Consider the following 20,512-nt stretch of genomic DNA (forward strand, 5'->3'; position numbering starts at 1 on the left):
CCGATTCCGCGCGGATGCGCAAGGGAAGCGGCTCTTTGGCATTCTCTAACTGATTGTTACTGTTGAGCGGTTAAATTAATGATTGACCAGGCCGCGCTGCCCCAGATCCAGAAGATCAGTCACTTCCGGCGACATTTGACCGAGCAGGGCGTAGCGCATACTGTCAACCAGCGCTTCCCAGCTTGCCTCGATAACGTTGGCGGATACGCCGACAGTGCTCCAGGTATCACTGTAATTCTTGGATTCGATCAGCACACGGACCTTCGCGGCAGTCTGATCCTTCTCGTCCAGCACACGGACCTTGTAATCGGATAGATGCATGTCTTTCAGCTGCGGGAAATGAGCCAGAAGCGCCTTGCGCAGCGCATTGTCCAGAGCATTGACGGGGCCATTGCCTTCGCCGGCGGTATAAAGAGTTTCGCCTCCGACCTTTAGCTTGACGAATGCTTCCGAGACAACCGGTTTTCCGGCGGATTTCTCTACGAGCATCTTGAACGACTCGAAGGTGAACAGTTCATTCATTTCACCCGTCGCTTCACGGAGCAGCAGCTCGAGCGAAGCATCGGCGCCTTCGAACTGGTAACCTTGATGCTCCAGATCCTTGATCTTATCGATTACTTTGCGCGCCTGCTCGCTGCTAGGGTCAAGATTCAGGCCCATATCCTGCGCTTTGGACAGTACATTGCTCTGACCGGCCAGTTCGGAGACCAGCACACGCTGCTTGTTGCCGACCAATTCGGGAGCGATATGCTCGTAGGTGCGGGAGTCACGCAGAATGGCGGAGACGTGAATACCGCCTTTATGTGCAAAAGCCGCGCTGCCTACATAGGGCTGATTTACCGGCATATTAACATTGGCGACCTCGCTGACGTAGCGGGCCGTATTCGTAAGCTGCGGCAGAGAATCCGCTGGAATGCAGCTGTAGCCCATCTTGAGCTGCAGTGTCGGAATGATGGAACAGAGGTTGGCGTTGCCGCAGCGCTCGCCGTATCCGTTGATCGTTCCCTGCACCTGCCGGGCACCGGCCTCTATTGCGCTGAGCGCGTTGGCTACGGCAAGCTCACAGTCGTTATGGGTGTGGATACCGAGCGGCGCGCCGGGCAACTGAAGGGTCAAAGAAGATATGATATCCCGGATCTCATGCGGCAGCGTCCCTCCATTGGTATCACACATTACGAGCCAATCGGCTCCCGCTTCGCGAGCGCGCGACATGACTGCCGCGGCATACTCGGGATTATTCTTATATCCGTCGAAGAAATGCTCGGCGTCAAAAATGACTTCAAGCCCCTTGCTTTTTAAATATGCGATGGAATCGCCGATCATGGCGAGATTTTCCTCTAGACTGGTTTGCAGGGCGGTATGCACATGGAAGTCCCATGATTTTCCGACCAGCGTCGCTGCGGGTACGCCTGCTGCCAGTATACGCTGGAGATTGTCATCTTGGTCCGCCTGCGAGTTCTTGCGGCGCGTGCTGCCGAATGCGGTAATTTTGGCGTTCAAATGAAGATCTTTCACTCTTTTGAAAAATTCGATATCCTTCATATTGCTTCCCGGAATGCCACCTTCAATGTAGTGCACACCCAGATCGTCGAGTTTCCTGGCGATTTTCAGCTTGTCGTCCGCCGACAGACTGATTCCTTCGCCTTGGGTGCCGTCGCGCAGCGTTGTATCGAAGATGGAGATGGACTTAGACATATACGTCCTCCTAAAAGTTTTGATAGCATAACTTCCGTGAGTGTACTTCGCAAAACTGGCATCGGAAGCATAAACTTAGCGGGAATGAATTTTTATATTATACCATTTTTACGCTGGAATGTAACAGAGAACTCACACATTAATATTTAATTTTAGTAAAAAAGAGCGGGAAATTCCCGGCGGGCAGGCCTTTCAAACCGGATTGACCTGTTAAGCGGGGAGCGGTATGCTAAAAATTAGCAGGGTAATTGGCGCAGCACCAGTATTACCATGAAGGAAGAGGGCTGATATGAGCGATAATGTAGACCGGTATTATCCCGCCAGCGGCCGGGTGATATTGCATGTGGATATGAATGCGTTCTACTGTTCCGTCCATGAGGCGGAGAATCCAGAAGCCTATAAAGGAAGGCCGACAGCGGTGGCCGGAAGCGTGGAGCTCCGCAAAGGAATAATCGTCACCTGCTCCTATCCTGCAAGGCGGCGCGGCATTTCTACAGGCATGCAGGTGCAGAGGGCCTTGCGCGTGTGTCCGGAACTCATTGTCATCAAGCCCGATTTTCATCTCTACCGCCGTTATTCGGCAGCCTTCATGCAGATTGCCTACAGCTATACGCCATTGCTGGAAGCGGTATCCATCGACGAATGCTATCTTGACATTACAGGGTCGCGGCAGTTCGGCACACCGCTGGAGATTGCCGGGACCATACAGAACCGAATCATGGATGAGCTTGGATTGCCATGCTCCATCGGAATTGCGCCCAATAAGCTGCTGGCCAAGATGGCCTCCGATCTCAAGAAGCCTAGCGGTATTTCTGTCTTAAGACTGCGGGATGTACCGAAGGTACTGTGGAACAAGCCCTGCGGAGAGATGTTCGGGATCGGCGCCAAGACGGCGGATAAGCTGAAAAAATTGGGCATCTACAGCATCGGTCAGCTGGCTGCGGCGGATGAAGGAATGCTGCTTGATACTTTCGGCATTCTGGGCTCCTGGCTTAAACGCGCAGCGAATGGCATTGACGATTCCCCCGTGAATCCAGAGCGGGAGCAGAGCAAGTCCATCGGCCATACGACGACGTTGCCCGGCGATATTTCAGGGATAGCCGAAGCGCGGCCGGTTCTGCTCGCCTTAAGCGACCAGGTGGCCAGAAGACTGCGTAGGCAGAAGCTCGTTGCTTCCGGCGTTCAGATTACCGTGCGGACCCCTGATATGAAGACAATCACCCGCTCGCGGCAGCTGGAGGTTCCTACCGAGACAGCTGAGGATATATATAGAGCGGCCTGCGCATTGTTTCAAAAGCATTGGGGTGAGGAGAAGCCTATCCGTCTGCTCGGAGTGACGCTGCACGGCTTGTCTCCAAAGGAGGATTCTGCCATTCAGCTAGATCTTTTTGATTATGAGCGTCAGCCGAAAAAGGAATCGTTAAACCAGGTAATGGATATGCTGCGCAACAAATTCGGCGAGAATGCCGTGCTGACAGCAGGGATGTTAAGCGATCCGCACACGAATCTTCTGCGCAATCACAAGGCGCGCGGCACCTCGCTGCAGAAGGATCAGCTGCGCTCTCCCCAGCAGGATGAGGAGTGACATGATTTAAGCAGTAATGACAAAAGCGCGGGAATACGGATTGAAATTACCGTCTTTTTATATTAATATGACAAGAAGAAACGACACTCGTCCATCAAGGAACGACAATCGTTATAACAACAGCCTGCTCTCGGGCGGCTGATTGATTAGTAGGAGGCAGAACATAATGGCTAAATACACTTGGGTAGAGAAAGATACCTGCATCGCATGCGGAGCCTGTGGCGCTACCGCTCCTGACATTTACGATTATGACGACGAAGGACTGGCTGAAGTCATCTACGAGGGAGACGCCAACCGCGGTGTAACGGACATTCCGGAGGATTTGTTCGACGATCTGCAAGATGCTGCAGACGGCTGTCCGACGGATTCCATCAAGATTGCAGATGCACCGTTCAACAAGTAAGGTTAATTCCGCCGTTTCACGGATTTATTAATTGGACTCATGAAAAGACATCCCGGTTCACAGATTTTATTGTGACAGGGGTGTCTTTTTGCTGTTTTTGGTCCGATATATAGTATAAATATTAAGCCTGTTCCAACCATACGGAGGCAGCGATGAAAAATTCACAGTACCTCAAGCAGTACGTACAGATGCATCCCGACAATAAAATGGCGTGGTATTTGCTGGGTAAGGAATATAAGAAAAACGGGCAGGAAGGCAAGGCGAACTACTGCTTCAACCAGGCCGGAGGCGTGTACGAGGCCTTTGAGCAGAGCAAAGTGCCGTCCGATATGCTTCGGGAATATGAAGAAGAATTGCTAAGGACGGCAAGGGAGCGGGAGAAGCGGAATGGCAGGATACGCAGGTTGCTCCTGCTGGTGTCATTTCTGCTGCTTGTTCTGATGCCGGCTGCAGCTAAAGCGCCGGGCGACGGTTCTATGATGACGGCAGTCGAACCTGAGGACCAAGCGAAAACCGTTCCAGCTGCGGACTCCGAAAGCAGTCTCGATCTGGAGAAGGCTGGCGATTCAGCGGCGGATACACTATTCACAGCCCGGGAAGCTGGCGGTGGCGGCGCAGCTTCCGCAAGCGGTCTGGCCGGGCTTCTTGGAAGCGGAGGTGGCAAGGTTCCTTCTTTGACGGCTGTGCTTGGCATGCAGCGGTCGGGGAAATGGCTGCTCTGGAAGGAGCGGCTTCCGGTGGCGTATACCTTGGAGCGGAACGAGAACGGCAGGACGACGATCCAATCCTACGATGCCGCAGCCTGCGCATGCAAGCCGCCGGATGTCGGGGCGCTGGCGGACCGCGGGGCCGAATGGCAGCAGCGTCAGGAACAGCTGGCTGCGCTCTGGAGCGCGCTGAACAGCTTTCGCGCGGCCAAGGGACGGATGCCGGAATCGCTCGGCGAGCTGACTGGCAATTTCCCGGGCAATTGGATGGCTGGGACGACGCCGCTGATGGAGCGGGCCTTCGCGCCGCTGAAAGCCGAGGCGGAGCGGAAGGCCGCGCAAGGCGCTGATGGCCTGGACGCGCCGGGCGGGGATTCCGGAGCCGCCCCAGGGGCCGCGCCCTCAGCGGGTAATGGCGGGGCGGAGATGCCTTTCCTGTCTCAGCCGCTCGCCATTCTCGTTGACAAGCAAAAACACCGCTTGGCGGTGACCAGCGGCGGAATCATTATTCGGAGCTATGAAGTGGGGCTGGGAGGCACCCGGACGCCGGAAGGCAGCTTCGTCATCACCGACAAGGTTGTAAATCCGAACGGACATGACAACGGGGAATTCGGCAGCAGGGGAATGCAGCTCTCCGACACCAATTACGCCATTCACGGTACCAATGAACCGGAAAGCGTGGGCAAGGATGAATCATTGGGCTGTATACGAATGAAGCGAAGAGATATTGAGGAGCTGTTCGATCTTGTCCCTAAAGGAACGAAGGTGCAGATTGCCGGAGGGGGGCTTTTGCCTGATGTAACGCAGGGTTCAGAGAACCCGTTCTCTCTGAAAGCCGCCGGGAACCAGACCAACCCCCGCAAACAATACCATTGGCTGAATTAACTGCCTGTTACAATAAAGAGGACGATGAAAATAACGACAAGCAGCGCAATGCTGGCGCCGATCCACACAATGGCTTTGCGGTTGACCTCTTCTTTTTTCTGCTGTATTGTAGGCGGTTTTCGTTTGGTTGACATATGAATCGACCATCCTTTTCTCTTATATCTGGATTTCCCTGTGCCCTTATATTGTAATGCGTTTACAAAAAAAATACTATACTCCCCGTCCATCCCGCTTTTCGCGAAAAGGACTAGAACTTTTCTTTTCCCGCGGAAAAGGCTAAAATTATAATGAAACTTTATGCCTGAAGGAGCGAGAATGGTGCTGTATCGAAATATTGCGAAACCTGTTTTCTTTAAAATGGACCCGGAAGCAGCACACCATCTCGTCATCGGGGGACTTGAAAAAGCAGCCGCCCTGCCGGGCGGACGCTCCGCCTTGCGCCTGATGTACGGCGTCCCGGAGACGCCGGAGCTGGCTGTTGACCTGTTTGGACTTCATTTTCATTCGCCCGTAGGGCTTGCGGCCGGATTAGATAAGAATGCTCAGGCGATCCCTGGATTTTCGTCAATCGGCTTTGGCTTTATGGAGGTCGGTACGGTGACTCCAAAGGGCCAGCCGGGGAACGAGCAGCCAAGGCTGTTCCGGCTTCCGCCTGATGAAGCGCTCATCAACCGGATGGGCTTCAATAATGAAGGCGCGGAAGTTATGGCGCGGCGCCTCAAGGCGGAGACCAGACGGACCATTCCGGTCGCGATCAATATCGGACGGAATAAGACGACCGCCAATGAAGCCGCGCATGAGGATTACCGGAAGTGCATTCGCACACTGTATCCGTACGGTGATTTTTTTGTGGTTAATATCAGTTCTCCGAATACGCCGGATTTGCGTAGTCTCCAGCATGGAAGCGAATTGTCCCATTTGCTGTCGGAAGTTAAGCAGGAGATGGAGCTCCAGCGCGGATCAAGCAGCGTTCGAAAGAGCATTCTGGTCAAGATTGCTCCGGATGTAAGTGCAGCGGAGCTTGAATACATGGTGCATACGCTGACAGAAGCGGGTATGGATGGTATTATAGCTACCAACACGACAGTTCGCCGCGAGGGACTCACCCATGAAAGCGCGTCGGAAACCGGCGGACTCAGCGGAAAGCCGCTGCGGGACAGATCAACGGAAATCATCTCCGCGATCTACCGTCAGACAAACGGAAAGCTGCCGATTATCGGTTCTGGCGGCATCTTCTCCGCCCAGGATGCCTATGACAAAATCCGGGCGGGCGCAAGCCTGGTCGAAATATATACGGCTCTCATTTATGAAGGGCCGGAGGTAAACCGCAGGATACATGCCGGGCTGCGGAATCTCCTGAGAAGGGACGGCTTCCGGCATATCTCCGAAGCGGTGGGCGCAGACGTCCAAATATAAGCAAGAATAAGCTTAGCGCTTATCCAAAGCCTTATATTTTACGAGAGACGGATGCAGCCCTTTCAGGGCTGCGCAGCCGTTTCTTCTTAGCTGACGGCGGAGAGTAAAGAACAGGAGGAAGGACGATGGACGGCAGAGATTGGGGCACTTTTATACTTCCATATGAACAGACAGTGGAAGAACTCAAGGTTAAATTCAAAACAATGCGCGCGGAGCTGAAGAAGCGCGAGGAATATACGCCGATTGAATTCGTAACCGGGAGGGTGAAGCGCCTGTCCAGCATTCTGGAAAAGGCGAAGCGCCTAAATGTGCGTATGGAGGATCTGGAGCAGGGGATTGAGGATATTGCGGGTATCCGGATCATGTGCCAGTTCGTGGAGGATATCCGGCGTGTGGCGGAGTATATCCGCGCCCGCAAAGACCTTGAAGTGGTATATGAGAAAGACTACATTACCAATTACAAGGAGAGCGGCTACCGCAGCTTCCACATGATCATCAGGTACCCGGTCCAGACCGCCCTCGGGCTAAAGATCGTGCTGGCCGAAATTCAGATCCGCACGCTGGCGATGAATTTCTGGGCGACCATCGAGCACTCCCTGAACTATAAATACCGGGAAAGCCTGCCGGATGAAATTAGGCTGCGCCTGAAGACGGCAGCCGAGGCCGCATCCATTCTGGATAGCGAAATGTCCAGCATCCGGGAAGAAATACTGGAAGCGCAGAAGACATTCGAGGAAAATTCCAACACGACAACCCAGGTGCTTCATGCGATACATCAATTGTATTTCTACCATCTTGTCAATGAAGCGATCCGCAGCCAGGAAGAATTCAACGAGATTTGGCAGCGCCAGGATATGGAAGCAATGAAGGAGCTGCTGAGACGGGTGCGCGGAATGATTTCGCAGGCGAAGAAAGGCGATTTGCCGGATGGGGTATGAGCCTTTGTATGTCGCTTATCTGGTCTACTTCAATCGTGACCGCGACTATTTCGAATGTCACGAGGTTCTGGAAGAGCTGTGGCTCTCCAAGGACCGCGACCCGCTGTATAAGGCGCTGCTTCAGGTAGCCGTGGGGCTGTATCATTACCGCAATGGCAATGCGCGCGGCGCCATGATCATGCTGGAAGGAGCGGCGGCGAAGCTTCGGGAATATCCGGAGATTACGCTGGGCATTCGTCTTGGCAAACTGGTCCAAGAGACGGAAAACTATGTTCGGCGGTTAAAGGGGTATGACGATCTGGCATATTACGATTTGACTATCGATATCGTGGACGATAAGCTGTCCGAGGCGGTTCAGGCCGCTTTGCCGGAAATCAAGCCAAATATCCCCCAGCGGAGGGGACCCCGCAGAGAGCAGTCTAGCCGCCGCTAACCAAGGATTTGCTTATCAATTACGGTTCAGGAACACCCGTTGGGGTGTTCCTGAGCTATTCAACCCTTATTTGGATAATCAGGAGGACGGCAGCATGGCGGTACAACTTCCCCACTCCTTCTCTGAGCGGATGAAGAAGCTGCTGGGACGGGAATATGAAGCATTTTCGGAGACCTATGGGGAGATTCCACATACGGGCATCCGTGTTAATACACTAAAGATTACGGCGGATGAGCTACAGCGGATTTCACCTTACCGCATGGATCCGATCCCCTGGTGCTCCACGGGCTTTTACACAACCGAAGGCGCCAGACCCGGCAAGCATCCTTACTATCACGCTGGGCTTTACTATATTCAGGAGCCGAGCGCCATGGCGCCCGTCGAGCTGCTTGGCGTTCTCCCGGGCGACCGTGTGCTGGATTTGTGCGCCGCACCCGGCGGCAAGTCGACGCAGATCGCCGCCAAGCTTCAAGGGCAGGGAATGCTGATCAGCAACGATCTGCATCCTGAGCGGACCAAGGCTCTGGCGAAGAATCTGGAGCTGTGCGGCGCGAGAAACGCGGTCGTCCTAAACGAGAGCCCGGAGCGAATCGCCGCGGCTTTCCCGGGATTTTTCGACCGAATCCTGATCGATGCGCCATGCTCGGGCGAAGGCATGTTTCGCAAGGACGAGGATATGGTCCGGCAATGGGACGAGCACACACCGGCCAAGTATGCCGGCATGCAGCGGGAGATTTTGCGGGCGGCGGCGCTGGCGCTCAGACCGGGGGGGACGCTGGTTTATTCAACCTGCACCTTCTCGCCGGAGGAGAATGAAGGGAGCATCGCTGAGTTTCTTGCCGCATATCCGCAGTTCTCGGTTGTTCCTGCCCATGGCACTGGCTCCTTTTCCCCGGGGCTGGAACCGCTTCCGGGTACGGCGCGTTTATGGCCCCACAAGGTGAAGGGCGAGGGACATTATATTGCCGTATTAAGACATAATGGAAAGCCCGAAGAGGAGAGCGGCGAAGGAGCGTGGCCGGGCAGCGGCGGCAAATCAATGCCGGCCATGCCGCTTGAAGAACGCGGAGGGCGGAATGGAGAAGGCGGCCGGACAGCCATCTCCCGCAAGGATAAGTCAACTGTGGGCCGCGGCGACAGCAGAAACGGCAGAAACGGGCGCACTTCATCCCGGAACGATGGCAGGGGACGAAGTGCGGCCATTGCATCGGAGGGAGATATTTTAGCATCCTATGCGGAGTTTGCCCGGGAGCAGCTTGGCTGGCAGCCGGACGGCTTTCCCGTTCTATTCGGGGAGCATCTGTATTTGTCACCGCTGCCGCGTGAAGCGCTGAACGGTCTAAGAACGGTGCGTCCCGGCTGGTACATAGGGCATGTCCGCAGCGGACGCTTCATTCCGGGCCACCCGCTTGCGACCGCGCTGATCCCTAGAGAAAGCAAGCGCAGCCTGTCGCTTGCCGGAGACGGGCCCGAGGCTGTGTCCTATCTGAAGGGGGAGACGTTGTCGATTTCGGAGGACGGCCTGATGATTGCCCCCGGCACATCGCCGAAGGGGTATGTACTTGTCTGTATCGACGGATACAGCGCCGGCTGGGGGAAATGGCAGGATGGCATCCTCAAGAATGAATATCCCGTAGGCTGGAGGTGGACATAGATGGCAAAGTTAAGAGACGGCGAAGGGAAAAAGCAGCGGCTGGATAAGATACTGTCCCATGTCGGTTACGGCTCGCGCAGCGAGCTCCGCAAGCAGGCCAAGCAGGGCCTCATCACCGTTAACGGTGTGGTCCAGAAAGACAGCGGCGCACATGTCGATCCCTATAACGATACAATCGAGGTGGCCGGTGAGACGGTTCTTTACCGTGAACATATTTATCTTATGATGAATAAACCGCCGGGCGTACTGTCGGCGACGGAGGACAAACGGGACCGGACGGTGCTGGATCTGCTGGAGGAGCGCTATACGGTGTTCGAGCCTTTTCCGGTAGGCAGACTGGATAAAGACACGGTCGGATTGCTGCTCCTGACAAATGACGGACAGCTTGCCCATGAGCTGCTCTCACCCCGCAAGCATGTGCCCAAGACCTATGAAGCCCTCGTAGAAGGGGAGGTCGGCCCGGACGATGTGGCAGCTTTTGCGGAGGGAGTAAGACTGGACGACGGTTATGTTACTTTGCCGGCGCAGCTGACAATTCTGGGAAGGGAGCGCGGAAGACAGGTCATTTCGCAAATCTCCCTGACGATTACCGAAGGCAAGTTCCACCAGGTGAAACGGATGTTCCAGGCTGTCGGGAAGAAGGTTATCTTTTTAAAAAGAGTCTCAATGGGCAATTTGCCCCTGGATGCGAATCTGCCCGAAGGCGCCTGCCGTGAGCTGACGAGCGAAGAGCTTAAGCTGCTAGCAGAAATTTAACAATTGGATGCACAAGCCCGGATGACGCCGTATTATAATTTTACATAGAGATAAATGATGCTTAGGGGATGGTGAAGAATGAAATATAAGCTTATAGCGCTCGATGTAGACGGTACGCTGCTGAATGACGATCATAGCTTGAGCCCCGAGAATAAAAGGACGGTGGCCGAAGTTACCAGACAGGGAGCCCGGGTCGTTTTGTGTACGGGAAGAAACCCGAAGAACGCCATTCCAATTATGCAGGAGATGGGACTGACCGGTTATGTGCTTGCCGATAACGGCGCCGTCACCGTGCGGGTGGAGGATCAGGAGGTCATTCATCAGTACCCCATGGACGGACGCGGACTTGATCCGTATATTGAGTACTGCCGCAAACGCGATATCCATTTTGACGTGAACACCGCTTTTGAGCTGTATGTTGACAATGTGGCGCATCTGACCAAAGAAGCCCACTTTATGTATGAGCATCTTCAGCTTGTTCCCGCGTCCTTGCCGGCATGGGAAGAGTTTCGTGAACCGATTGTCAAATTCACCGTATTTTCCACAGCGGAAATGATGGATGAAGCAGAGCGGGAGTGGGGTAAATGGATTCAGTCGTTTAATATCCAGCGGAGCGGAGAGTTTTTTGTTGACTTAATGCATCACGAAGCATCAAAAGGCAACGCGCTGAAGCAGCTGGCTAAGCAGCTTGGCATCCGTCAGCAGGACGTGTTGTCTATCGGTAACTACTATAATGACATTTCGATGCTTACTTTCGCGGGCCTCGGGATCGCTATGGACAATTCGCCGGTTGAAGTCAAAGCGGCGGCAGACGCCATCACCGGCACCAATAACGAGAATGGGGTATCGGAGGCGCTCATTAAATATTGCTTGTCTTAAGAGACATCGATCGAATTTTTCATAAAAGAGTGCTCTTTAGCCATGCGGCCAAGAGCACTCTTTTATTAACAGGGCGTATAATACGTATGTGGAGAGGGCCCTTGCCGTACCGGTCAGCCTCCTAATTCGCTTTAATAAGCGGGCTGCTCTAAGGCTGCCGCAGTCCTTTCGGGTAATGGTTTTTGAGTTGACCGGAGCTTGCTTTGCCCCAGCCAAGCGGCAAATGATCCACGGTGACCAGCGTCCAGCCCTGCAGATCGCCAGGTACGGTCAGACTCTCGCCCCGCAGCCAGCTTCGTACCTCGGAGCTTTCCGGGTCCAGCTCGAATGAACGCGCTGCCTGCTCCGGACAAAGAGCCATAGCGAGCGCATGCGCAGGCTCCAGCCTGTTCTTCTTCAGATGGCCCAGATGGAGGCCTGCCCGGGGAATACGTAGTCCGTGAAGCAGTTCCAGGGAAAAGGATTCGCCAAACGAAGAGGGGAGCAGGTAGAGCGAATCCCCGAACAGAACCGGAACGCCTTCTGCCCGGAATCCAGGGATTTCTGCCGCAGCCCATTCCCGGAACTGCTGGAACGAGGCTTGGGCGGCGGCTTCCGTTCTTCCGCCGGCGCGCCCTTTCCCGCTCCGATTCCCGCGTTTCGCGGAGCCTTGTAACGTGTCAGCGGTTGCAGGGTCAGGGGTTCCTCCCTTGGTCAGTAAGGCCACAAAATGCCCTTCACCTTTGTCCTGATGCGGCCACAGCCGTTTTGCCGCCAGCAGCTCCATATCGGGATAGGATGCCGTCAGCCGAGCGATCAGCTCTTCATTTTCTTTCCTGTTGAACGTACAGGTTGAATAGGCAAGCCGTCCGCCGGGCTTCAGCATAGTATACGCATCCTGCACTATATCCCACTGCCTGGCGGCACACATCTCCACATGCCCCGGCGACCATTCGCTAATCGCTCCCTGATCTTTACGGAACATTCCTTCTCCAGAGCAGGGGGCGTCAAGCATAATCCGGTCAAAGGTTTCCGGGAAACGCCGTGCCAGATCGTCAGGATTTGCGGAGGTTACAAGCGCATGCGAAAGACCCAGCCGCTCCACATTTTCCGCCAGGATTTTGGCCCGTTCAGGATGGATTTCATTCGATACGAGCAGTCCCTGCCCTTTCATCAGGGAGGCGATATGGGTAGTCTTGCCGCCGGGAGCGGCGGCAAGGTCAAGCACCGTCTCACCGGGCTGCGGGTCCAGTAGTACGGCGGCGGTCATAGCCGATGGCTCCTGGATATAATATAATCCGGCCTCATGATAAGGATGGCGTCCCGGTCGCGAGGGCTCCTCGTAGTAATAGCCTTCGGGACACCAGGGAACAGGCTGTAGGCCGAATAGACGCACAGTTTTTTCGGCAGCTTTTTCCCCCGAAGCTGTGCGGGTTTTTAGCCCATTCATTCTCAATCCTTGGGTCTTTGGCGCTGCATATGTATCCAGAAAGGCGTCCGTTTCGCTTCCCAGCATCTCTCCGATCATGGCTGTGTAAGCTGCGGGCAGCATTTCCTTATTCATTGTTGCATTCTCCTTTTTTTCATTTTAATCAAGAGGAATGAAGCGTTGCGGCACAAGGCATTGCGGCTTCATCGGCGAGTGGTAACGGTTTTGTGTGTTGCCGTTTAGGGCGGATGCCGATAAAATCTAATTAGGAACGTAAGCAGTGCCTGTGTACATATGCTTAACTATATCATAATTGCCAAGCAAGGCCGTTTTTGAAAATATAAGAATTTATAAGCTCTAATGCTTATATCGTGTTCTTCTATTTCTATGAGTAACGGCACCATCCCTGAAGGGACGGAGAAGTTGTTTCTTCTTGGGCAATAGAAAAGGGGACTTACCATATGAATCTTCTGCAAGCGCTCTTCTTTCCGCCGGAGCAGCCCGGCGGTGTATCCTCAATGATTCCCTACTTGCAGGAACGCTTTCGATCAAGCCGCTGGGATATGGAACTGTTCTGGCTGCCCAAGCGCATCCGTGGAAAAGGCAGTGACGAAATCGTCTTTGAAACTTTCGATTGGAAGCCTTACGGCGAGAGTCCGATCGTACAAAAATATATCCAGACCTACCGCGATTATTTGTGGTGGACAAAGCTGCGCCTGAACAAGCGGTTCGATCTGATCCACGCGCATCATCCAATAGCCGGAATGGCAATGAAGAAAGTGTTTCCGGATGTGCCGCTTGTCCAGACGGTCCACTCCAGCTACGAACGCGAGCTGATTCTGAACGGAAAAATCGCCGAGGACGGGCTGGAGCATCAGTTCCTGACTTTGATTTACCGGGAACTGGAGTATGTGAGCGATCGGCTGATGACCGTGTCACAGTCCTTTGCGGAATATATGTCGCATTATACGGAGAACCCGTCGCGTATTCAGATCATCCCGAACGGTTTTGACGAAAAAAGGTTTAAGCCGGTGGCGCATGAAAACGATGTTCCACAGCTGGTGACCGTTACCCGGCTCGTTCCGGCCAAAGGGATCGATGTGCTGTTCAACGCCTGTGCCGAGCTTAAAAAGCGCGGTCACGAATATGTGCTGCATATTATCGGCGACGGACCGTCCCGTGCCGATCTGGAGAATCTGGCGAGGTCGCTCGGTATATATAATGAAACCATTTTTTACGGCTATACCTTGCATCCCGAAGAATTCATGCCATTTTTCGATATTTTTGTGCTGCCATCCCGCGCGGAAGCCTTCGGCTCCGTATTCGCGGAGGCTGCGCTGAGCTGTCTGGCACTCGTCGGAACAGACGTCGGAGGTATCCCGGAGCAGATCGAGGACGGTATCAACGGCCTGCTTGTCAAGCCCGATGATGTGATTGCCTTGGCGGATGCTCTGGAGAAGGTCATCACAGATCCAGCCTTTCGTTATGAGCTGTCCCGTTCGGCATGGGACAAAGCTAAAAATCTGTACTCCCTGACCCGCATCGCCAATGAACTGAAAAAGACGTATCTGCAGCTTCAGACCGGCAGCAAAGAGTGAACGGCATGATCCCGTTTCGTTTTCTGCACGCCGCGGACTTGCATCTGGACAGCCGGTTTACCGGCTTGTCCCATATCCCGGGACTCATTAGAGACTATCTTCGGGAAGCCGCCTTTGCCGCCCTGGGGCGGCTTGTTGCCGTGGCGCTGGCGGAAAAGGTCGATTTTGTCGTCATCAGCGGAGACGTCTATGATTCTGCCGACTCTTCGCTTCAGAGCCAACTGCGCTTTCAGGAAGCGCTGCTGGAGCTGTCCAGAAGCGGAATCGCGGTCTTCCTCATTCACGGCAATCATGATCCGCTGGATGGTCTGCGTCTTCAAATGGAGCTTCCGGATAACGTCACGGTCTTCGGCGCCGACAAGCCGGGGCAGGTTATCGCCGTACGCCGCACCGATGGGCAGGAGGCCGCAGTTGTCAGCGGAATCTCTTATCCTACGGCCAAGGTGACGGAAAACACCTCGCTGCGCTTTCAGCGGAAGGAGGACAGCGGGCTGTTCCATATCGCGCTTCTGCACGCCAATGTCGATGGCGATCCGGCACATGAGACTTATTCCCCCTGTACACGCAGGGATTTGATTGACTCCGGTTTCGACTATTGGGCGCTCGGCCATATCCATAAGCGCCGGGTTCTGCATGAACGTCCCTTTATCGTATATCCGGGAAATATCCAGGGACGCAGCGTTAAGGAGACAGGACCAAAGGGCTGCTGTATTGTGGATGTGGACGACGGCGGAATCGCTGCCCTGCGGTTCAAGGAACTGGATGAGGTCCGTTTCCTGATTCGGGATATTTCGATTGATCATATGGTCAGGGAAACTGAATGGGTAGAGGCAGTGGAACAGGCGGTGGAAGAAATCCGGGAGGAGCATCTGAACATGATGTCTGTCGTCCGTTTCCGGATCACCGGCCGGGGCGCTGTTCACCGGATTCTCTCTGAAAGAGGGGCAGCGGGAGATCTGCTGGATGAGCTTCGCCGGCGTGAAGCGCTGCGGGCGGAACAAGGACGGTTCCAAGGGCTTGTCTGGCCGGAAGGCTTCTCGCTTGAATCCGGAACCGAAGTTAGCCGCGAACGTCTGCTTGCGGAGGACAGCTTTCTCGGCGAGCTGATGCGTCTGGCGGAGGAAAGCTCAAGGGATGGCACAGCGCTGGATGAGCTTGTCCGGACCGCCCTGGCACCCCTTGGGGAGAACCGTGAGCTAAGGCGGATGCTGGCTGAAGCCAGGGAAGACGATATGCGCGTCTGGCTGACAAGGGCGGCCGAAACGGCCGTGACCCTGCTCAGCGATACCCTGGAACCGGATGAAGAAAGCAATGATCGGCCCGGCAGCCGCCAAGGAGGTCGGTAAGATGAGAATTCAGCAGCTTGAAATCGGCGGCTTCGGCCGTATTCACGGCAGGGAATTGGAGCTGTCAGAGGGATTGACGGTGCTGTACGGCCCCAATGAGGCCGGCAAATCTACGATGCTGCAGTTTATTCGCGCCATGCTCTTCGGAATTCCCGGAAGGAGCTATCCGGCGGAAAGATTAGAGCCTGTGCACGGCGGCCTGCACGGCGGCGTCTTGACCGCCCGGGACGGACAAGGAAACGCTTGGAGCATCCGGCGGTACGCCGGAGGTTCGGAGGGCGGTAGGGGCGACAGGCTTAAGATTACGTTCAGCGGCGTCGACGGAAGTGTGGAAGAGCTGGGACAGGAGGAATTGGAGAAACGTCTGCTGGGCGGATTATCCCGGACCATGTTCCGCCAGCTCTTTGCGGTAACGCTGGACGAGCTTCAGGAGCTTGGAACCTTGCAGTCCGAGGAAATGAGCAGCTATTTGTTTCACGCAGGCATCGGCGGCGGAGGAGAGATTCTGCGGGCGGAGCGGCGTCTCCAGCAAGAGGCGGAGAAGCTCTACAAGCCTAGGGGCAGGACGCAGGAAGCGGCGAAGACTCTCCATTCGATCGAAAAGCTGGAACGGCAGATTGCGGAAAGCCGTTCTTATCTTCCGCGTTATAATGACAATACCGCAGCGCTGCGGGCTGCGGAAAGTGAGCTTGAAGAACTGGAGCGGCGGCGCCGCGAGGAAGGGGCCGGGCTGACACGCCTGCGCAAAGCGATTGACATCCGTGAGCTGTGGCTGAAATGGGAAGCCGCCCGCCAAGAATTAAGGGAGTTGCCGGACTTTCCGTCTTTTCCCGAGGATGCTCCGGAACGCTGGCGGGATCTGCAGACACGGACCGGTAGCGCCGCGCAGGCGGCGGCCCGCGCCGAACGAACGGTCTTAGATCTGAAGGAGGAGCTGGCCGGGACAGCTCAGGACCCCCTGCTGGAAGCGCAGGGTCCCCGGTTGGAGCGTCTTCTCCGCGCTCAAGGCGGCTATGAGAACTGGAAGACGGAGCTGCGGCGGCTGAAAGAGGAACGGAAGCTGCTGCGCGAGCATGTACAGCGTATCCTGCGGAGCATACATCCTGGCTGGACCGCCGGGGAGCTTGCGGATTTCGCCGGTGCCGCAGCGGACCGTGAAGCCGCCCGCCGCTTCGGGGTTCAGTTCGCCGCTTATGACAGGCGAATGGAAGGTCTCGCCGCCGAGCGGCAGTCGCTGCGCGTCCGCCTTGCTGCGGCGCAGGCGGCGCTGCAGCAGGCCGAGCGCTCGCTCGCGCGGGAGCAGCGGGAAGGCGCCGCATCCTTCGCGGCGCTGCGGCCCATAAGCCTGCGCGAGACGGCGCGGCTGTGGGACGAGCTGCAGCAGGCCGCGGAGCGCTGGCGCGAGGCCCAGCTGCGGCAAGCGCAGCCGGGCGCAGCTGGGGCCGCACGCAGCCGCCGAACCGCCGCGGCCGCGCTCACCGCGCTGCTGCCGGCGGCGCTGTGGCTGACCGGGGCTCCGCCGGTCAGCGTCTGGATCGCGATCGGCGTGCTGGCCGCCGCCGATCTGGCCCTGCTTGCCGGCGGACGCGGTGCGCGCCGGCAGACCTCCCCGCCGCCCGTCAGCGGCGGGGAGGAAGCCGCAGCCGAGATGCTGAGGCTGCGGGGGCTGCTGCTCTCCGGGCCGGAGGCGGAGAGCGGGGATGCGCGGCCGGAGCGCCGGTCGCGCGCCTTGCCGGCCAGCCCGGATGCGGGCGGGCTGGAGGCGGGCATGAAGGAGCTGCGGCGGCTGATGGACGCCTGGACGTCCTGGCGCCAGTGCGCCGAGCGGCTGAGCGGCGAGCGGGATCTTCGCCGCACGGAAGCCGATGTGCTGGCCGGTCAGGAGCAGGCGCTGGTCCGCGAGATGGACGCGGCTGAAGAAGATTTCCGCGGCACGTCAGCGCGGTTCGAGGAATGGCTCCGCCGCCGCAACCTGCCGGAGGACTTGTCTCCGGAAGGGCTGCCCGACATTTTCAGGCTGGCGGAGCAGGGGAATGAGCTGCTGCGCAGGGAGGACGGGCTTGAGCTTCGGATAGCCGAGCTGAGACGGGAAACTGCGGCGTTTGAAGAGGAATGCCTGCTCCTGATGGCGGAAGCCGGAGAAGCTGCGGAGCAAACGGCTTCTGCCTCAGAAGAGGCTGCGCAGAAGCCGGACGCAAGTATATCTCACGCTTCGTCCGTGATTTTGTCTGATGCTGCATCGTTCGCTGCTTCGCTATACGGCATTGGAGAGCCTGATTTAACGCCATCTATGCCTACTCGCGCTTCACAACCGGATAGTGCGTCATCCGAAATCTGGGCTAGAGTTGCTTCGCTTTCCGGAGAGCCGCCTTCTCCCGCTGTACCGCCTGGGACCTCACCTGTTACCCCCACGCATCTTTCACCGGTCCGCTGGCTGGAGGAGAGAGCCGCAGCATGGGAGCTGCTTAAGACAGCGCTTCTGCGCCGGAAAGATTTGATCTACCGGCTGCGCGGGGCGGAGGAGGAACTGGAAGAGAATCGGCGGGAACAGGAAGGGCTGCGCCAGATTTGTGGTAATCTGCTGCGCGAAGGCGGGGCGCAAGACGGCGAAGACCTGCTTCGCCGGGCTGCAGCCTTGTCCCGGCGCCGGGAGCTGGAGCGGTCGCTCCGGCACTGGGAGCTGGCTATGTTCGGAGGCAGGGACGAGGAAGAAAGGCAGGGACTCCTGGAACTGCTTGAACTAAAGGACGCTTATACGCTGGAGGAAGACAGGAAGCGGGAGGAGTTGGGCCTTGCCGAACTCGAGGAGCGAAGAAACGCCCTGCTTCAGCTTCGGGGCAGGCTGCTGCAGGAGAGGGAGAGCTTGAAGAAGGTCTGCCGGGAGGATACAACGCTTCAGCAGTTGGAGGAGCAGAAGGCGGCGCTGCGGGGGATCGCCGAACAATATGCCGTTTCTGCACTCGCGGCGGAATTGATCAGCCGGACTAGACGCATTTACGAGCGTGAGAAGCAGCCGCAGGTTTTGGCCTTGGCTTCCTCGTATTTCGAGCGGCTGACCGGTGGAGAGTACCGGCGCGTCGTCATGACGCTTGGGAAGAAAGAACTGAAAGCGGAGCACCGGGAAGCCGGCTTGCTGGACAGCGGGCTGCTGAGCCGGGGAACGGCGGAGCAGTTGTATCTGGCCCTGCGTCTGGCTCTTGCGGGAACGATGGACCGGCAGGACCCGCTGCCGCTGCTGTTTGACGATCTGTTCGTCAATTTCGATGAGCGGCGTCTGCATGCGGCGCTATCACTGCTTGGCGAGCTATCCTCTTCCCGCCAGGTCGTAATGCTGACCTGCCATCGTCATGTCGCCGAGGCGGCCGCCAGGCTGGTGACGGATGCCTCCGTTATCTCCGTGTAGATCGCGGAACCGGTTTGGAGGCGGGCAGCAGCTCCGATTTTGGAGGTGCCCCCGATTTGCCCGGCGGAACCATGGGAGCAAGGATTAATTTAACCGCCCAGACGAGCGACAGTGCCCCGAACATGGGATAGAACAGCGCCAGCAGCGAGCTGAAGCCGAACTGGCTGAAGACATAGCAGGTTAGCATGACCGCAGGTTTAATGAAGGCGGACGAGATCGAGAGGCGCTGCGCCAGTTGAAGCGTGACGCCGTAAATATCGGCGACAAAGGTGCTGAATATTTCCAGAAAGATCAGCACCAGATACACAAGCTGCACCAGCGCTCCGAGACGGAAAGCGATGCTGCCCATCGGAATCTCAAACTTCAAGATGCCCGGCATATGCGCGCTCATGGCAAAATGCGCCGCCATCAGCATAAAACCGATACCCAGACCGCCGAGAATGCCGCCATAGACAAGCGGTCGTTCATTCTGGGTATGCCGAGCCATCGGAACGAGGACGGCCTGCGACATTCCCAGATTGAATGCTGTATACAGAAACGGTGACAGCCCGGCGGCAAAGGCGCTGCGTTCCGTACCAAGCTGCAAAAAGTGATGCGATCCCGGATGATCAAGCGTGTTGAAAATAATGATAAGCGACAAGGTCAGCATCAAGGGAACGACAATGCTGTTCATCTGCAGAATGCCGGAAATGCCTCTTTTCAGAAGAAGATAAGAGCCGATTACGGTCAGTATCAGCCCGGTTTGATAGTGGAGCCCGAGATGCTCCTCAAAAATCGCGCCCGCTCCGGCCAGCATAATGCTGTTCACCCCGATCAGAATAACCAGGGTGAACAGGCTGATAATGCCGCCTACGTTCTTCCCGAACAGATGGCGGTTGAAATCCTCATAGGATTCCGCTCCGATCCGCTGGGCTAGAATCATCATTTTCGTGCCGAGCCAGATAAAGACCCCTGTGGCGAACACAATGGTCAGCGTTGCCCAGCGGCCGTACTGCGTGAAGAACTGGAGAATTTCCTGGCCGGTGGCGAATCCGGCTCCCACAATAGTGCCAATATAAGTAAAGGCGATTTGCAGCGTGCGGAGCATTTGTCTCATAACTCTCCTCCTAAAAGTTTTGCAAGCCTAAACCGCATTGGATATTCTTCGGCAAAACTGGCATCGGAAGCGTACACTAAAGTTTTGCAAGCTTAAACCGCATGGATTGCACTTCGGCAAAACTGGGTTTGAATCTGCACGCTAAATTTTGTGAGTAGCAGCTGCATCATCTGATTTTCCGGCAAAATTGGTATGGATGCAGGGGCTTGCCAACTTGTGAAGCCTAAAAAATCAGTCTTTCGGATGCGCATTGCTCCATATGCTTGTGTACTCCGCATAGTACAGGTTATGATGTTGAGCAGAAGGACAT

General features: G+C 56.1%; 16 protein-coding genes. 12 read left to right on the plus strand and 4 right to left on the minus strand.

The genetic code is table 11. The features are described 5' to 3' along the window. Positions 1-75: 75 nt before the first annotated feature. Positions 76-1,695, minus strand: a complete 1,620-nt coding sequence (gene cimA / locus PDUR_RS10670) for a citramalate synthase (RefSeq protein ID WP_042206260.1) — start codon at positions 1,693-1,695, stop codon at positions 76-78. 289 nt (positions 1,696-1,984) lie between these two features. On the opposite strand from cimA, the gene PDUR_RS10675 reads away from it, so the two are divergent. The 3 genes from PDUR_RS10675 to PDUR_RS10685 all read left to right on the plus strand — a co-directional run bounded on the left by PDUR_RS10675 (position 1,985) and on the right by PDUR_RS10685 (position 5,275). Further along, positions 1,985-3,280, plus strand: a complete 1,296-nt coding sequence (locus PDUR_RS10675; RefSeq protein ID WP_042206261.1) for a DNA polymerase IV — start codon at positions 1,985-1,987, stop codon at positions 3,278-3,280. A gap of 166 nt (positions 3,281-3,446) precedes the next feature. Beyond that, positions 3,447-3,683, plus strand: a complete 237-nt coding sequence (locus tag PDUR_RS10680; RefSeq protein WP_042206262.1) for a ferredoxin — start codon at positions 3,447-3,449, stop codon at positions 3,681-3,683. A gap of 152 nt (positions 3,684-3,835) precedes the next feature. Further along, positions 3,836-5,275: a L,D-transpeptidase gene (locus PDUR_RS10685; protein WP_042206263.1), complete on the plus strand. Its 1,440-nt coding sequence runs from the start codon at positions 3,836-3,838 to the stop codon at positions 5,273-5,275. On the opposite strand, the gene PDUR_RS29135 is transcribed toward PDUR_RS10685, so the two are convergent. Continuing rightward, on the minus strand, positions 5,272-5,409 hold the full coding sequence (locus PDUR_RS29135; protein WP_169744905.1) for a hypothetical protein: 138 nt from the start codon (positions 5,407-5,409) through the stop codon (positions 5,272-5,274). The two genes, PDUR_RS10685 and PDUR_RS29135, sit on opposite strands and share 4 nt — an antisense overlap. 184 nt (positions 5,410-5,593) lie before the next feature. Here PDUR_RS29135 and PDUR_RS10690 point away from each other — a divergent pair, with 184 nt between their 5' ends. From PDUR_RS10690 to PDUR_RS10715, 6 genes are all read left to right on the plus strand, one after another. Further along, on the plus strand, positions 5,594-6,691 hold the full coding sequence (locus PDUR_RS10690) for a quinone-dependent dihydroorotate dehydrogenase (RefSeq protein ID WP_042209257.1): 1,098 nt from the start codon (positions 5,594-5,596) through the stop codon (positions 6,689-6,691). 125 nt (positions 6,692-6,816) lie between these two features. Further along, positions 6,817-7,629, plus strand: coding sequence for a GTP diphosphokinase (locus PDUR_RS10695; RefSeq protein WP_042206264.1), 813 nt, complete (start codon positions 6,817-6,819; stop codon positions 7,627-7,629). Continuing rightward, complete coding sequence (locus PDUR_RS10700; protein WP_042206265.1) at positions 7,619-8,062, plus strand: DUF309 domain-containing protein; 444 nt, start codon at positions 7,619-7,621, stop codon at positions 8,060-8,062. The genes PDUR_RS10695 and PDUR_RS10700 overlap by 11 nt, the downstream gene beginning before the upstream one ends. Positions 8,063-8,156: 94 nt before the next feature. Beyond that, positions 8,157-9,716: an RsmB/NOP family class I SAM-dependent RNA methyltransferase gene (locus PDUR_RS10705; RefSeq protein WP_042206266.1), complete on the plus strand. Its 1,560-nt coding sequence runs from the start codon at positions 8,157-8,159 to the stop codon at positions 9,714-9,716. Then, entirely contained in the window at positions 9,717-10,472 is a 756-nt protein-coding gene (locus PDUR_RS10710) for a pseudouridine synthase (RefSeq protein ID WP_042206267.1), read from the plus strand. 78 nt (positions 10,473-10,550) lie between these two features. After that, entirely contained in the window at positions 10,551-11,351 is an 801-nt protein-coding gene (locus tag PDUR_RS10715; protein ID WP_042206268.1) for a Cof-type HAD-IIB family hydrolase, read from the plus strand. A 148-nt stretch (positions 11,352-11,499) separates the two neighbouring features. Here the strand turns inward: PDUR_RS10715 and PDUR_RS10720 are convergent, their stop codons facing one another. Next, positions 11,500-12,894: an RsmF rRNA methyltransferase first C-terminal domain-containing protein gene (locus PDUR_RS10720; protein ID WP_042206269.1), complete on the minus strand. Its 1,395-nt coding sequence runs from the start codon at positions 12,892-12,894 to the stop codon at positions 11,500-11,502. Between the two features lie 326 nt (positions 12,895-13,220). Between PDUR_RS10720 and PDUR_RS10725 the strand changes: the two genes are divergently transcribed. From PDUR_RS10725 to PDUR_RS10735, 3 genes are read left to right on the plus strand one after another with little or no spacing between them, the layout of a single operon-like run. Then, on the plus strand, positions 13,221-14,357 hold the full coding sequence (locus PDUR_RS10725) for a glycosyltransferase family 4 protein (protein ID WP_042206270.1): 1,137 nt from the start codon (positions 13,221-13,223) through the stop codon (positions 14,355-14,357). 5 nt (positions 14,358-14,362) lie between these two features. After that, positions 14,363-15,703 (plus strand): metallophosphoesterase family protein, encoded by a 1,341-nt coding sequence (locus tag PDUR_RS10730; protein WP_042206271.1) that lies wholly within the window; start codon positions 14,363-14,365, stop codon positions 15,701-15,703. Between the two features lies 1 nt (position 15,704). Further along, positions 15,705-19,106 carry an AAA family ATPase gene (locus PDUR_RS10735; RefSeq protein ID WP_042206272.1) on the plus strand — a complete coding sequence of 1,134 codons (3,402 nt, stop codon included), beginning with the start codon at positions 15,705-15,707 and terminating at the stop codon, positions 19,104-19,106. On the opposite strand, the gene PDUR_RS10740 is transcribed toward PDUR_RS10735, so the two are convergent. Beyond that, positions 19,093-20,202, minus strand: a complete 1,110-nt coding sequence (locus tag PDUR_RS10740) for a YkvI family membrane protein (RefSeq protein WP_042206273.1) — start codon at positions 20,200-20,202, stop codon at positions 19,093-19,095. The genes PDUR_RS10735 and PDUR_RS10740 overlap by 14 nt on opposite strands. Positions 20,203-20,512 lie beyond the last annotated feature (310 nt).

It is taken from the genome of Paenibacillus durus, assembly GCF_000756615.1.
Lineage (GTDB): Bacteria > Bacillota > Bacilli > Paenibacillales > Paenibacillaceae > Paenibacillus_AQ > Paenibacillus_AQ durus.

Bases quoted from the DNA above. Each gene is read 5' to 3' on its own strand.
- cimA (WP_042206260.1), bottom strand. From the start codon at position 1,695: ATGTCTAAGTCCATCTCCATCTTCGATACAACGCTGCGCGACGGCACC.
- PDUR_RS10675 (WP_042206261.1), top strand. From the start codon at position 1,985: ATGAGCGATAATGTAGACCGGTATTATCCCGCCAGCGGCCGGGTGATA.
- PDUR_RS10680 (WP_042206262.1), top strand. From the start codon at position 3,447: ATGGCTAAATACACTTGGGTAGAGAAAGATACCTGCATCGCATGCGGA.
- PDUR_RS10685 (WP_042206263.1), top strand. From the start codon at position 3,836: ATGAAAAATTCACAGTACCTCAAGCAGTACGTACAGATGCATCCCGAC.
- PDUR_RS29135 (WP_169744905.1), bottom strand. From the start codon at position 5,409: ATGTCAACCAAACGAAAACCGCCTACAATACAGCAGAAAAAAGAAGAG.
- PDUR_RS10695 (WP_042206264.1), top strand. From the start codon at position 6,817: ATGGACGGCAGAGATTGGGGCACTTTTATACTTCCATATGAACAGACA.
- PDUR_RS10700 (WP_042206265.1), top strand. From the start codon at position 7,619: ATGGGGTATGAGCCTTTGTATGTCGCTTATCTGGTCTACTTCAATCGT.
- PDUR_RS10705 (WP_042206266.1), top strand. From the start codon at position 8,157: ATGGCGGTACAACTTCCCCACTCCTTCTCTGAGCGGATGAAGAAGCTG.
- PDUR_RS10710 (WP_042206267.1), top strand. From the start codon at position 9,717: ATGGCAAAGTTAAGAGACGGCGAAGGGAAAAAGCAGCGGCTGGATAAG.
- PDUR_RS10715 (WP_042206268.1), top strand. From the start codon at position 10,551: ATGAAATATAAGCTTATAGCGCTCGATGTAGACGGTACGCTGCTGAAT.
- PDUR_RS10720 (WP_042206269.1), bottom strand. From the start codon at position 12,894: ATGAATAAGGAAATGCTGCCCGCAGCTTACACAGCCATGATCGGAGAG.
- PDUR_RS10725 (WP_042206270.1), top strand. From the start codon at position 13,221: ATGAATCTTCTGCAAGCGCTCTTCTTTCCGCCGGAGCAGCCCGGCGGT.
- PDUR_RS10730 (WP_042206271.1), top strand. From the start codon at position 14,363: ATGATCCCGTTTCGTTTTCTGCACGCCGCGGACTTGCATCTGGACAGC.
- PDUR_RS10735 (WP_042206272.1), top strand. From the start codon at position 15,705: ATGAGAATTCAGCAGCTTGAAATCGGCGGCTTCGGCCGTATTCACGGC.
- PDUR_RS10740 (WP_042206273.1), bottom strand. From the start codon at position 20,202: ATGAGACAAATGCTCCGCACGCTGCAAATCGCCTTTACTTATATTGGC.